9 protein-coding genes are annotated in these 14,106 nt (G+C 39.0%); 5 read left to right on the top strand and 4 right to left on the bottom strand.

The genetic code is table 11. The features are described 5' to 3' along the window. Nucleotides 1-113 precede the first annotated feature (113 nt). The gene (locus CH361_RS11125; RefSeq protein ID WP_100790874.1) at nt 114-1,772 is read left to right on the top strand and encodes a GAF domain-containing sensor histidine kinase; all 1,659 of its coding nucleotides are present in this window, start codon (nt 114-116) and stop codon (nt 1,770-1,772) included. 13 nt (nt 1,773-1,785) lie between these two features. Here the strand turns inward: CH361_RS11125 and lepB are convergent, their stop codons facing one another. Further along, nucleotides 1,786-2,316, bottom strand: coding sequence for a signal peptidase I (lepB, locus tag CH361_RS11120; RefSeq protein WP_100790873.1), 531 nt, complete (start codon nt 2,314-2,316; stop codon nt 1,786-1,788). After that, nucleotides 2,309-4,804, bottom strand: a complete 2,496-nt coding sequence (locus CH361_RS11115) for a methyl-accepting chemotaxis protein (protein ID WP_100790967.1) — start codon at nt 4,802-4,804, stop codon at nt 2,309-2,311. The genes lepB and CH361_RS11115 overlap by 8 nt, the downstream gene beginning before the upstream one ends. A gap of 74 nt (nt 4,805-4,878) precedes the next feature. Here CH361_RS11115 and uvrC point away from each other — a divergent pair, with 74 nt between their 5' ends. Genes uvrC through CH361_RS11095 form a run of 4 tightly spaced genes read left to right on the top strand, consistent with a single transcriptional unit; the run spans nt 4,879 to nt 12,634 of the window. Then, complete coding sequence (uvrC, locus tag CH361_RS11110; RefSeq protein ID WP_100790872.1) at nt 4,879-6,720, top strand: excinuclease ABC subunit UvrC; 1,842 nt, start codon at nt 4,879-4,881, stop codon at nt 6,718-6,720. A gap of 36 nt (nt 6,721-6,756) precedes the next feature. Further along, complete coding sequence (locus CH361_RS11105) at nt 6,757-9,582, top strand: LIC11755 family lipoprotein (RefSeq protein WP_100790871.1); 2,826 nt, start codon at nt 6,757-6,759, stop codon at nt 9,580-9,582. A gap of 29 nt (nt 9,583-9,611) precedes the next feature. Then, entirely contained in the window at nt 9,612-11,009 is a 1,398-nt protein-coding gene (locus CH361_RS11100) for an LA_2168 family protein (RefSeq protein WP_425268681.1), read from the top strand. Beyond that, nucleotides 11,006-12,634: a phospholipase D-like domain-containing protein gene (locus CH361_RS11095; RefSeq protein ID WP_100790869.1), complete on the top strand. Its 1,629-nt coding sequence runs from the start codon at nt 11,006-11,008 to the stop codon at nt 12,632-12,634. The genes CH361_RS11100 and CH361_RS11095 overlap by 4 nt, the downstream gene beginning before the upstream one ends. Here CH361_RS11095 and CH361_RS11090 read toward each other — a convergent pair whose 3' ends face one another. Then, nucleotides 12,635-12,820, bottom strand: a complete 186-nt coding sequence (locus CH361_RS11090) for a hypothetical protein (protein WP_100790868.1) — start codon at nt 12,818-12,820, stop codon at nt 12,635-12,637. It abuts the gene before it with no gap. Nucleotides 12,821-12,863: 43 nt separating this feature from the next. Then, complete coding sequence (locus CH361_RS11085) at nt 12,864-14,105, bottom strand: MFS transporter (RefSeq protein ID WP_100790867.1); 1,242 nt, start codon at nt 14,103-14,105, stop codon at nt 12,864-12,866. Nucleotide 14,106: the final 1 nt, after the last annotated feature.

Raw genomic sequence — 14,106 nt, 5'->3', positions numbered from 1 at the left:
GTCACTCATTTTAAGGGCTAAGTACGCAGAGAAGGCTTAAGAAATTGTGAAATTCACGTCTTCTTTGGCTAGAATTCCTCTAGGAATCCGTCCAATAGGATTCTAGATTACCCATGAAAGGCTTAGAAAAAGAGCTCAACCGGGCACGAGCGGAACAAAGGATTTTGGCCCAGGTCTCCTCCCATCCAGCCATCCGTTCTGGAGAAATCCTTATATTCGCTAGGTTCATTACAAAATCAGTTTCCGAGCTTTTGGGAATCGAACGTGTTGGTGTTTGGCTTTTTAACGAAACCAAAGATGAGCTACTGAATGTGGATACTTTTTTCTTAAGTAAAGGCGAACATGGCTCAGGGGGCATTTTAAAAGAACAGGAATTTCGTGAAGAGTTTCAATACCTTGTGACAGAAAAATATGTAGATGCAAGTGATCCCTATACAGACCCAAGAACCAAAGGGTTTATTGAGTCGTATTTAAAACCAAATAACATTACAGCGATGTTAGACGGGGTGATTCGGATGGGAGAAGAGTTAATCGGCACTTTATGTTTTGAACATGTAGGGAAACCTCATAGTTGGGAAGAGAATGAAATCATTTTTTGTAGCCAATTGGGAGATCAAATTGCACTCACAGTTAGTAATTTACGGAAAAATGAAATCAATAAAGAATTACAAGCTAGGGAAAAGGAACTTCGTGAATTAAATGAAAGTTTGGAAAGGTTGGTTGAAGAACGGACAAAGAACCTGAAAATAACAAATGCAGAATTAGAAGTTACCATTACCAGTTTACAAAAAACACAAGCCCAGTTGATTTTATCCGAAAAAATGGCAAGTCTTGGTCAATTAGTTGCTGGGATCGCTCATGAAATCAATAACCCAATCGCTGCCATCCATGCTTCTGCTCAGAATTTAAAACAATCTCTATTTGATTCCGAATTGTCTTTATTCCAAAAAGAATTGAAGGATTTACTTCCTTCTTTAGAGAAACAGAAGTTATTTCTGAATTGTTTGGATGTATTAAAAACCCGTGTCGAAATGGTTTCTGGAAAGGAAAGGATGAGGCGGAGAAAAGAAATTGAATCCTGGCTGAAATCTAAAAGTATTCCTGAATCCTTTTCCTATCAGTTGATCGATTCAGGATTTGAATTACCCATTCTCGAAGAGTTCGAAATCCTGTTTCAAGATTCTGATGTTTTTGCCATAGTATCTTTGTTAGCTGAAGAGATCACTGTGTACCAGTCTTTAAGTATTATGCAATTGGCTGTCGAACGAGCAAGTAAAATGACCTTTGCCTTAAAAAACTTTGCTCGGTTTGAAGTTTCTTCAAGTCCCGTGAGAACAAATCTAGAGGAAAATATTGAAACAGTCATCACTCTCTATCAAAATCAGTTTAAGAAAAAAGTAACTTTAGTGAGAGAATACGCATCCATTCCTCTAATAGAAGGATATCCGGAAGAATTGTTACATCTGTGGACAAATTTGATTTATAATGGACTCCAAGCGATGACCTTCTTCGGAGAAATGAAAATTCGAACAGAAGTTTTCCAAGGAATGGTGCGAGTGACTGTGGAAGATTCTGGATCAGGGATCCCTTTTGATGTACAAAGCCGAATCTTCGAGCCTTTTTTTACGACCAAACCTTCGGGGGAAGGGAGTGGGCTTGGGCTCGATATTTGTAGAAAGATCGTGGAAAGGCACAATGGCCGGATCCACTTTGAAACAAGGCCTGGAAAAACTAAGTTTTTTGTGGACTTACCTTTTTTTCTAAAAACCTAACTCTTGTTTATTTTTACCATAGAGTTGCAATGATTTGGTTTTCTGGAACGACACCTAAAGTTCTCGAATCCACTCCGAGTTCGCGGTTGTCTGCGAGTAAGAAAAAAGATTTTTCAGAAACAGTGAGTTTCGGCAGATCATCTGATTCTGTTTTTCCTTGTGGGATGAGAGGAATCTCTCCCGGAGAAGATTCTGGAAAACTGGTTGGGTCAAGTAATGATCCATTTCGAAAGACCATACGTTTTTGAACATAAATGGTATCCCCTGGTTTTCCAACGATCCTTGCGATTAAAAAGGACTCTGGATCCAGAGGAGAACGAACGAGCACTACATCACCAATCCCTAATTGTTTGACCCGAAACAAACGATTGAAGTAAGCGGTGGATCCTTTTTTTAGAGTGGGTTCCATAAACTGATTCGGAATATGAACAGGAGTGATTACGTAATACTTAAACAGAACTGCAAATACGAGTCCTAGAAAGAGCGGGATCAGAAAAGCATACAATCTTGTTTTGAATGGAACTTTGTTTTTAGATTTAGACATGGAAATAATTGATCTCTCTTCGTAAACTTTCAGAAAGTTGGTTCATGTTTTGAGAACTAGATTTGGTTCCTTCACTCGACATGGCAGTGGTTTGCGCATGGGTATTGATTTCTGCCATTGATCTCGAAATTTCTAACATCGCCATCTTTTGTTCGTCGGTTGCTTCCTTGATCATTTCGGAAAGTTCGCGAATTTGAGTGACACCTTCGTTGACTTCTTCATTGGTTTCAATTTGTTTTTGGACGACTGTACGAATTTCTTTTGTCATTTGGTTGATCGAGTTCACACCAGAAATCGTTTCGCTTAAAATGACGATGGACTGGTCAATTTTTTCCTGACCTTGTTTGATTTCCCCTTCATTTTGTTTGATGAGTTCTTCAATGTCATCAATCGATTTTGCGGTTTTTTCGGCGAGTTTTGAGATTTCATCGGCAACTACGGCAAAACCTCTTCCTGCGACACCGGCTCTTGCTGCTTCTATGGCGGCATTCAGTGCTAGTAAATTGATTTGTTCTGATATGTTATGGATGATTTCGACAACATTTGTCATCTCCGAAGAGGACTGATAAATATTATCCATCGAGAGTTTCATCTCACTTAAAGATTTTTCACCTAACTTTGCATCGTTTGTGATTTCTTCGACTCTTGTGTCAGCAACTTGGAACTTTTTATCGATCTCAGAAACTGCCTCATTCAGTTCTGTCATCTTTTTCATAAGAGAAACTAATGTAAAGGATTGGGTTTCTGTCCTTTGGGCTACACTTTCTATTCCTGCGGTGATTTCTTCCACTGAAGCTGAAATTTCTTCACTACTTGCTGCTTGGTTCTGCGCGGCATCGGAAAGAGATAACATAGATTCATAAATATCGGAACTGGTATTTGTGAGTTCGTTCGAGACCGTTTGAGTTTTATTGACAATCTGTCTAAGTTTCGTTTGAAAATCAAACATGGCATTCGCCATACTTCCAATTTCGTCTCGACTCGAGTCATAAAAATCAGATTGTAAATTGCCTTTGACCATCTCTGCAATTCTTGTTCGAATTCGTTCTAATGGTTTTAGTTTGGATTCTATCACTAGAACCGTAATGATTCCAATGAATAAAACCACAACAATGGAGATCCCGAGAGTGGTGAACAAACTGACTAATGTTTTTTCATACAACTCTGTGTTTTCGAAAATAGAAAAAATAACATAATTGAACTCAGGGTTTTTTACAAAGAAAATTCTTTTTAAAGTTCCATCTTCCGTAGAGTCAACAAAACCGAGCGCATTTTCATTTTGGAAAGGAAGATCAAAAACTAACTTCGCTTTGGCGTTGTTTCCGATTTCTTTTTTGTTTGAGTAGTAGACGATCGTTCCATCTCCATCAAAAAATCCAACCTTACCAGAAAGTCCAATTTTGATATTCCCCAAAATGAAACTGGAAAGTTTACCAATGTTTAAAAATCCACCTACATAACCGAGAAACTGATCATTTTGGTAAACGGGAAGTGTATAAGGAGAGATAATATCACCTGAGACACGAGAACGAATGCTCGTATGTCTAAGTGGACCTTGTTTGGCTAGATCTACATCTTCGATAAAAAATACAGAACCAGTTTTTGTCCGATTATATTCATTGGTTGAGACAAAAATCCCGTCTTCTGGTTTGTAATAGAATAATGCTTCGACGGCATGGTTTGTACTTTTTAACTGGATTTCGTTTAAGACAGCTCGAATGGCTTGAACGTCTTTTTTTATGATTTGGTCTTTTAATTTATTTTCTGCAAAAATGGAAAGGGTGAGCCTGTCCCGAAAGTCAACAAGAGTCACTCGCATTAAGGTCTCTGAGTCCATCACGGATTGTTCCATGCTGGTATTGACCAAATTCAATTCTTGCCTGAAATTCATCCGATAGTTGATGATAAATAAAATAAGAATCGCTGCAAAAAAGGAAAGAACCGTTTGGAATCCTAAGTTTCGGGAAAGTTTTCTTGTATTGATATGCCTTGTATGATCATTTCGAATGTTGAGGAGGATTCCTTTGATATTAAATTTATTTTCTACATAATCAATGAAGATGGATTGAAAGATGACGGTAATGGCAAGAGTGAGAAATAAACCGATAGCCATTTCACTCATAAGGACAAAGTTTGTTGATCTCAAGTAAAAGAGAAGGGCTCCTAAAACAAACAAAAATCCAATCGCATACCGGATGATCATATCGATGATGGCGACACGTCCCAAATGATCCAACCAAAAGTAAGCTAATTTGTGATCGCGTTTTGTTGCTTCTGGTCTTCCGATTCGCGAAACGGGAGCAAACCGAATCCAATAAAAACTAATACAAAATCCTAGGATGAAAAAAACGGCAATAGCGGTCGAAATTAGAATCGTTTGAAATTCTTCTCCTGACCATTCTGTAAAAAAATAAATATAAGCAAGGAGAGTGGGGACACCGATTCCGTAATTAAAACCTTCTAGACCAAAAATTATAAATTTGATCATTTTACGCATATCCATACCCTAGGGATACAGACCGTCTAAGAATTGTAAACGTAAAATTCCATTAAGAACCTATAATGAAAGACTCACTTGTTCTCAAAACCATTCAGGAAAAGATTAAAAACTTAGGAAGTTCACCTGGATGTTATCTTTGGAAAAATGAATTAGGTGAAGTGATCTATGTAGGCAAAGCACTAAAATTACAGTCAAGAGTTCGGTCTTATTTAAACCCAAACCAAAAAGATCGTAAAACTAGAGCCCTTAATGTTGAATTGTATGACCTAGATTGGATTGCTACCAGTACCGAAAAAGAAGCCTTACTTTTAGAAGCCACTTTAATTAAAAAATACAATCCAAAGTTCAATGTCAGACTGAAAGACGATAAAAGATATCCCTTTCTTTGTGTATCCACAAGTGAAGATTATCCTATGGTCTTTTTGACGCGGAAAATCAAAGATAACGGAGACCGCTACTTTGGACCCTTTACCGATGTAAAAGCGGCACGTGACACTTTGGAATTGATACATAGAATCTTTCCAATTCGGAAAACAAAACTCAAACTCCCTCTTGCCAAACCACAGAGACCTTGTCTCAATTTCCATATGGGACGTTGTCTTGGTCCTTGCCAGGGGAATGTCACCAAAGAAACCTACTCAGAGTTAGTTGATGAAATCTTAAGTTTTTTAGAAGGTAAAAAAGAACGTTTGGTTGCAGGTCTAAAAACAGCTATGGTGAAGGCATCCGAAAGGATGGAATATGAAAGAGCAGGGTATCTAAAAGTAAGAATCGAAAAAATCAATGTTGTTCGAGAAAAGCAAACTGTTGTTAGTATGGATGGGGGAGATGAAGACATCCTCGGGATTAGCAAAAGAGAGGATGATGGCCAGGTTGTGATTTTAGAAGTGCGTGGCGGAAGGCTTGAAGGTAAAAAGTCTTTCCCTCTAACAGGCTTATCTTTTTCTGATGATGAGGAAGTTTTTACATCGTTTCTTCGTGATTATTATTTAAATGTCACTCTTTTACCAAGTATTGTTTTTTTACCACCTTCGGCCAAGGGCAACTATGATGTATTTGTTGAAGCCATTACGGAAAAATTTGGAACTTCTATCAAACTTAAGTTTCCGGAAATGGGTCCCAAAAAATCTCTCCTGCGACTTGCGGAAAAAAATGCCGACCTTAGTTTGACCGAACGAATCCTTGCGACTAAACTTCGTGACCAATCGGTGGCGATGAAAGAACTCCAAGACAAATTAAATTTACCTGTTTTGCCTAGAACGATAGAATGTTATGATATTTCACATTTTCAAGGTTCTTCTCCCGTTGCCAGCGGTGTGATGTTTGTGGATGGAAAACCGTATAAGGCAGGTTATAGGCATTATAAAATGCGAGGGTATGAGGGGATCAATGATCCAGGGATGATTCATGAGGTCATTGCTCGTAGGCTCAGTCATTTGGTAAATGAAGAAGAACCATTACCTGATCTGATTGTGATTGATGGGGGACTCACTCAGTTGTCAAGAGCGGCTGAAGCAGCCAATGCGCTTGAGCTAGGTCATATTCCCATGGTCGGTCTTGCAAAAAAAAGGGAAGAAATTTATTTCCCAGGTGAAAAACACCCTTATAGTTTTGATATCCATTCACCCATGATGCGACTCCTTCGGAATTTGCGGGATGAGGCGCACCGGTTCGGTGTGACCTTCCAAAGAGTCCAAAGAAAGAAAAAAGCCTTAAAAACGATTTTGGATGATATTGAAGATATTGGTGCGAGTCGAAGGAAAAGTATTTTATCCTATTTTCAATCCAAAAAGAAAGTTACCGATGCAAGCATTGATGAATTAAAAAATGTTCCTGGCATTGGGCCTGTCCTTGCGGAAAAAATCTACAATGGAATCCAAAATTTAAGAAAAATAGAACCATAGGTTTTTCTCTTCCACCTGTATCCATTGAGGTGGGAGATGCGAAAACAAATTTTAGTCTTTATATTATTTCTCCTAGGATGCCAAAATAAAGAAAATTCCCCCTTCCTTTCGTTTGGTGGAGTTTATGATGAAGTCCCTCGCCTTGAATTCCAATATGGAGAGGTGGAAGATGCGGGAGATATCATTGAAAACACAAACTATACAAGTTTTGAATCTGGTTTACTTTGTATCCATTCTCTTCCTCTCTCATTGTATGATCGTGAGTTAGGTGGAAAATTTCGCATCTGTTGGAAAACAAACGAACACATATCTGAAAAATGGAACCAGGGGTTTTCCTTACTAGAAGAGGAACCGAAAGAGTATCCTTCTTGGGAGATCAAGGGAAATGGATGGAAGGCCGTAGCCTTAGAATACGGAAAATGGAAAAAAGACAGCGAAGCACTGAACAAGGTTTTGCAATGGGAGAGACAAATTTGGTCGAGTGGACTTGTCACTTACCAAACCTTTGGGCTCCCTCATCCTACTTTTATCCAGAGAACTTCTGAAGTATGTGAGATTCTATTTCCTTCCCACCGGCTTATGGGTTCAGAAAACAAACAACTCGTTCTTTCTTTCGAACTTGGTTGCCCTGATTTAGGAGAAATTGCAGAAAGAATCGAATCACAAAATGAAAATTGGTTCTCTCATTGCGATCCCACAGAACCCGTTGTTTCGGAACTCTTTCGTCATTCCGAATCCTCGTACCAAAGGTGGATCGAATGGGAAAATCCAAAAGACTCTGTCCTTTGCCCGAAGGATCCTACGATTGACCTAGAAATCGGAGGGGAATGGAAGTCCTTTCAGTCGGATTTATTTGCCAAACGATCCAAGATCATTCTACCACATGGGATTTTACTTTTTTCTGATGACCAGAGATATCAAGGAATTCCCATTCCCAAAGAATTCCTTTCGGGACTGGGAACGGATGCACAAGTCCGCTTCGGAAATTCAGAATTTAGAGATTCCCATTTTTCCTTTCGGCAAGGGAATGAGTTTTTTTCAAGTCAGGTTCGTTCTCTGTCTTGTCGCAATCAGTATAATCTTTGGAAGGCAAAGGATCTCTTTTGTGGAAACCCTGGTCTACCCAATCTTTTGCAAACCAAAGAAAGAGATGGAGATATACCGAGTTGCCAAACGGACCAAATCCATATTACAGAATTTTATCCTGGCAATCATTTTGATTCCGAAATGCCTATCCCAGGTTTTTTTGAGTTCCAAAATTTAGGAAGAACTTGTGACGGATCTTCGTTAAACTGGGTTTTTGATCATTCCATTTATCCTTTGTCAGCTGATGAATGGATTTTGCCTTCTGGATCTATTTTTGTTCTTACAAGAAAACTCTGGTCGGGTCTGGAAATTTTAGAAAAAGAAAAACCCTTTTCTCTTCCTAAGTTTGTCTTTCAAATTCCAAATTTCTTTTGGGAAGACAGAAAAGATAAAACGAAAACTGAATTTTTGTCCAGTCCAGATCAATTTCATTTACTTCGATTCCAAGAGAAAAATAGGCATTCGATACAAATAACTTCGGGAAACCAATCTCCTCATCCGTTCTTTGGCAGTTCTCCTTTTCTTTCTGCCTATGGTTTCCACTTAAGTCCAGGAACTGTAAACGAAAGTTTGGTGGTCAATGCTTCGACAGAACTTCTTGAATATAATCCTAACCAGTTTCCATTTTTGGACTTTGGATTTTGGGATCCAGAAGAAGGGGTGGTTCGTTTTGAAAGAGAAAATGGAAAGACATATTCATTTTGGAAACCAAAGGGCAGCCAAATCATTACACTGGCAGGTCAATCCTCTCTTTGTAACGGAGACAGAATCTACCGATTGCCAGAAGATTTTTTTTCCGAACCCTTCCTTTCTCTTCGTTATAAAAATCATTTATCAGAAAACTTAACACTAAACTTTAATCCCAGTTTGGTTCGGGAAAAAAGTCTCGGGGGAACTCGGTCACTCCATCCAGAACCGGCTCCCATTCTTTTTTCACGTTCCTTGGTTCCATCATCATCTTGTCCTTCCGATTTTCGATCTCCCGGAGTATCAAAATTACGAAGTTTAGAAGTCGAGAGGTTAGCACTTCCTTATCATTATACTACGAATTTTCCATTGGAGAACCAAACGGGAATTTATTTGGGAAATGGATCTAACAAAATACAGATCAATTTACAAAGATTAGGTGATGCTTCCTATACAGTCGATTCGGGTAGTCCACTCCCGTTTTTTCCAGAAGAACAGATTTATTCTTATTTTAACCATCCTCAGCTCATCCAACCGAAAAGTTTTTTAGAACAAAAAGGTCCTGTTCAAATCGAAGCCATTTATCCAAACCCACATGAGTCTCAAAACGAATGGATTTATCTCTGCAACCGTGGGACGAATTCTGAAGATTTGAGTGTTTACTTAGTAGAAGACGAAGTGAGCACAGATGAACTAGTCTCCTACCAAACCCGGTTCTTGGGTAAGTATCCTTTAGGGGCGGGTGGTCAAAGATTTGAATCCAATTCTACGATCTTAAACCCCAATGGATGCGCCTGGATTGTGGACCCCGATGGAAAGGATTGGTTTTTGCCCATCTTCCAAAGAGAATCGGATTTACTCCTCACAGTAAAATCAACAGCCACCATTGGAAATGGAATTGCATCCGGTGAATCCATCCAACTGAGAAAAAAGCAAAACCAAGGTTCCCTCCTCATTTCTTCCTTTGGACATAAAGAGAGTCACTCTCCCATTCGCATTCCAGTCACAACAGGAGAATTCCTTTGGCTGAAACAAGGTGTCACAGGGATGAAGGCGGCCGATTACGAAATCTTTCGCGAGGGACTTTGATTCCTTCAAAGGTTGTATTTGTTTTTGCCGTGGCTTTTTCGTTTTGTACATCCCCGAAATTTGCTGTGGGTGTCGAAGTTGGGGTTCTTGGATATGAATTGTTTTTTAAAGAATTAAACCAGAAGGAATCGGAACCAGTCCTTTGGGATTTAGAAATAAACCGGATGGGGCAAAACTTCCAAAATCATTCTTATTTGAATCGAGTTTCCGATAAATCCATGTTTGTTGGTCTGAAAGATAAAAATAAAAAAGATAAAATTGTCTGGGACTTAGAAATCAAATTAACTACGGGAAAAGAAACCGGACTTAGGCCATTTTATTTAGGAAAAAACCATTATCTTGGTTATGAAACATCCAAGTTTCTTTTGGGTCTGGGACGTCGGGAACATTTGTTTCGACCAAAATCGTTTCAAACAAGTTATGATGGAGGAGAGGGATTGTTTATTGAATTTTTCCCAAAACCCAATCTCGGTTTGCAGTTTTTTCTTTGGGACCAGTATTCTGGATCTCTTTTGTTTGAAAAAGATCGGTTTCATTCCTTACTTCCAAATCCCTCTATTTCACAAGAGAATACGGAGACTCCTTTGGGAAGAGAACCAAACGAAGGCAGACGAAGTCACCATCGTAGGCATTCCTTCGGACTCATTTATGGAGAATTTTTTGTTCTTCGGTTGGGACTACAGTATCTTGAGTTAGGAAACTTGGGAAGGCATACCAAGGACAGTCCTCGAGAAACGAAAGGTTCTGGTGCTGATGGAGATTCTTTACTCAATGGAAATTTGGGATTTGGCCTGGACTTAGAGATTTTTGACCTCCAATTCGATTTTCTTTGGGCAAAAGGAAATGATAGAACCAATTCCAAAGTGGCTGCAAAACCAGGTTCCATTCCGATTTCAGGGGAAGCAGTCCAGATGGGAATGGAATTACGGTTAGGTGATTTTTTGGTCCGCAGCTCACACTTCTTATCAGACAGGGAGGAGAGGAACGAAAAAAATCAAATCATTAAGGATGGTTATGTATCTCTAGGAACACACCCAGCTCAGACTCCCTACCTCTCACAAATATTTCGTATCTTTCCCTCTGCAGCAGTCACCGAATCTGGTTATGAAAAAAACTTTGGGTTAAAGGAGGGAAGGAGTTTTGGTTATTTGAGTGAACTTGTTTTACAATTCACCTATGATCAGTTTGTCGCTAAGATGGTTGGATCTTACTTCTTACCTTATCAATTTGCCGGGCCTGCGGATGGGCGAATCAGTTTTCAGAAAAGAGATTTTGAAGTATTTTTTATTGGAGAAGGATTATTTGAACTTTCCTTGAAAGAAGATTCTTCCTTTGAACTAGGGATTGGATTTTCTCAATTGTTTTTACCTGAATCGATAGGTATCAAATCCAACTTTGGATATTGTTTTGGGAGAATACAAATATGAATCGAACTTATCTTTCCTTTTTAATTTTATCATTACCTTTTCTTGGCTTTTGTCAAAATTCAAAATCGACCAAGGATCTTTCGTTTTTATTATTTCCAAACTCACCTCTAACAGATTTATACTTTTCTTATCCTGGTCGAGATATTGCAGAGGATAAAAAAAGCTTCGTCAAAGATGTTTTACTTTCTGAGATTCGAAAGGCTAAAGTTTCAATTCGTGCCTATCTCTATTCCATAGACGATTATGAAATTCTCACCGAACTTTATTTGAAAAAAAGAATGGGGGTTCGGATAGATTTATTTGGTGATCAAGAAGAAGATTATTCTGAATTAGAATCATTAGGATTGGAAATTCAAAGATGGTCGGGTTCAGGAATCCACCATACAAAAATTTGGATTTTTGATGGGATTCGCCTATTCACAGGAACGGGAAATTTTACCACACATGGGCTTCTGACAGACCATAACGCCTATTGGGCACAGAACATATCCTCGAATGAACTAGAGGGGATCATCGCAACACTGGAGGGAAAAAATCCTCGGGGTTTTTTCCAGGTTGGTTTGTTACAGTACTTTGTATCTCCAGAAGCTGGTCTAGAAATCCAACAACAATTACTTGATGCAGTGGATCATGCAAAACATTCGATTAAGTTTTTAATTTATTCTCATTATGACCCAGTCCTTAGTATAAAACTTCTGGAAGCAAGTCAGAGAGGAGTTCTGGTCGAGGGAATTTATAACTCTCCTGTGATCATGTCTGTCAATCCAGAGGCGGTATTTCTTAGTGAGAATTTAGTGTATCCTTCACAAATTTTTGAAGATGGAAATGTGGATTTTGTTTATAAGAATGATCGTTATCTAGGTGGTTTGTTACACCATAAAACAATGATCATTGATGATCAGACTGTTTATGTTGGTTCTTATAATTATTCCGTATCGGCTAGAGATAAAAACAAAGAGATTTTTGTTCGTATGGATCATCCTTCTGTAACGAGAGAATTTCTTATGGAATGGAAACGAATTTTGTGGAAGGCGATTCCTGTTACAAACCAATCAGGAAATCTATCCACTCCAAACTCCAATCCAGGATCAGAAATAAAAATGTTTTCAATCCAGAGATTTCATAATTCCTTATTCCAAACCAATATACTCTTCAATAATGAAGCCATTTTTGATGCAAACTCAAATGCTCTGTCTAGTGCCTATAAACAAAGTTTAGGATTTACGGGACTGATCCGAGCCAAAACTGGCGAGCGGTTTTATTTATCTCCAATCCTAACGGATCCTATTTGGGAAGAATCAGACGGTTCTCCTTTGCGACTGTTTCTACAAAATTATTTTTTGGGAACCAAACTTAGTCTTTCCAATGGAGACCGAGTTCTTTCTTTTTCTTTATGGGACGGAACTCATCCCAGACAGAACTTTGTATTGGATGGGAATGCGACGATCTTAGGCCAGACTGATTTTTGGAGAGGAAAAAATTTATGGTTCTGGGTTGGGACAGAAAACGGAAAGTTTTCGTTTTGTCATACCAAAGAGAAAAACAAACCACCAGAATGGATGGTTTTTTTATTAAATCGGTTTGAAGTATCGAGGAAGGTAACGCCCGTTTGTTCTAGTGACTAATCAATCTAATTTGTCTTCAATGATGGGAATCAGTAGTTTTGCGATTTCATCTTGGAGTTTCATGTAGTTGTTGATTCCTAAATGAGTGATTTGTTTGTTCACATCGTTTAACATCGTTTGTATGAGAAGGACAAGCGTGTGTTTTTTGTCTTCGGGAAGTTTGGAATCGTGGATCAAATCTGACATGGCATGTCCAATATTCTCTAGAAAAGAGATTTTCCAAGCATTTTTAGACCCAGTTTTTCAGTTCCAATTCTTTCAACTTAGGAGATAAACGGAAGGTAAAACATACAACGAGGATCGTCATGATGCCTCCAAATACAACGGAGCCCACTGGACCTAGAAATTTAGCGGAAACCCCAGATTCAAAAGCCCCGATTTCATTCGAAGAACCAATAAAAACTTTGTTAATGGCACTGACACGCCCACGCATTTCTTCAGGTGTCATTGTCTGCATGATGGTAGAACGAACGACCACGGAAACACTATCGAAGACTCCTGATAAAAACAAGGCCATAAGCGAAACGATAAAGGAATGAGAAAGCCCGAAGACAAGCATACAAACTCCAAATCCAAATACACAACCTAACAAGACTCGACCGGATTTTTCCAAAGGTGGTTTGTATGTGAGGTAATATGCCATTAAGAGAGCACCGAGAGAGGGAGCAGCCCGAAGGTAGCCAAGACCTTCTGAACCAACAAACAGAATGTCTTTCGCGTAAACAGGAAGAAGGGCCACAGCCCCTCCAAAAAGAACTGCAAACATATCAAGTGCCATTGCACCGAGCATGATTTCATTTTTTAAAACGAAACGAAGTCCCACGAGAAGGCTATCTTTCAAAGCTTCTTTTTCTTTCCTTTCCGGAAGGCTACGTTTTCCGATCCAAAAGAAAAGTAAAAAGGGAAGTCCGATACAAAAGGAATCAAGAGCATAAGCTGCTTGCATTCCCAAACTTCCATAAACAATCCCACCGAGAGCAGGGCCAATCACTGCACCAGCCTGGAATGAAGTTCCCATCCAAGCTGCAGAGTGTGGGTAATGTTCTCTGGGAACAAGTTGTGTGACAAAACTAAAAATGGCAGGAGAGATAAACCCTCGTGCAATCCCAGAAATTAAGATCACTAAAAAAATGGGATAGGCTTTGTATGTTTCGAGTAAAAAGGAAAGGGGCCCGGTAAATGCAAAGAGAGTCAGGGAACAAACAAGTAAAAAGAATAAACAAACGATAATGATATTACGACGATCTCTTAGATCGGCAAGATGACCGGCATAAAGAGCAACGATGATAGAAGGGATCGCTTCAAATAGGCCAACAAGACCTAAATCAAGAACACTGCCTGTGAGTTCATAAACTTGCCAACCAACAATGGTAGCCTGGATGTTGATCGCAAGAACCATAAAGAATCTTGCGACAATAAAGAACCGAAAGTCACGATGTTTGAAAATGGCTAAAGAAAGATTTTTCTTCATC

Origin of the sequence: Leptospira brenneri (assembly GCF_002812125.1) — a bacterium.
Classification (GTDB): Bacteria; Spirochaetota; Leptospiria; order Leptospirales; family Leptospiraceae; genus Leptospira_A; species Leptospira_A brenneri.
Note: the sequence above shows the minus strand (reverse complement) of the source record. Positions and strands in the feature narration are given on the sequence as shown.

Excerpts from the sequence above, each read along its gene's own strand:
- CH361_RS11105 (WP_100790871.1), top strand. The coding sequence starts at position 6,757 with ATGCGAAAACAAATTTTAGTCTTTATATTATTTCTCCTAGGATGCCAA.
- CH361_RS11125 (WP_100790874.1), top strand. The coding sequence starts at position 114 with ATGAAAGGCTTAGAAAAAGAGCTCAACCGGGCACGAGCGGAACAAAGG.
- uvrC (WP_100790872.1), top strand. The coding sequence starts at position 4,879 with ATGAAAGACTCACTTGTTCTCAAAACCATTCAGGAAAAGATTAAAAAC.
- CH361_RS11090 (WP_100790868.1), bottom strand. The coding sequence starts at position 12,820 with ATGTCAGATTTGATCCACGATTCCAAACTTCCCGAAGACAAAAAACAC.
- CH361_RS11095 (WP_100790869.1), top strand. The coding sequence starts at position 11,006 with ATGAATCGAACTTATCTTTCCTTTTTAATTTTATCATTACCTTTTCTT.
- CH361_RS11085 (WP_100790867.1), bottom strand. The coding sequence starts at position 14,105 with ATGAAGAAAAATCTTTCTTTAGCCATTTTCAAACATCGTGACTTTCGG.
- lepB (WP_100790873.1), bottom strand. The coding sequence starts at position 2,316 with ATGTCTAAATCTAAAAACAAAGTTCCATTCAAAACAAGATTGTATGCT.
- CH361_RS11115 (WP_100790967.1), bottom strand. The coding sequence starts at position 4,804 with ATGATCAAATTTATAATTTTTGGTCTAGAAGGTTTTAATTACGGAATC.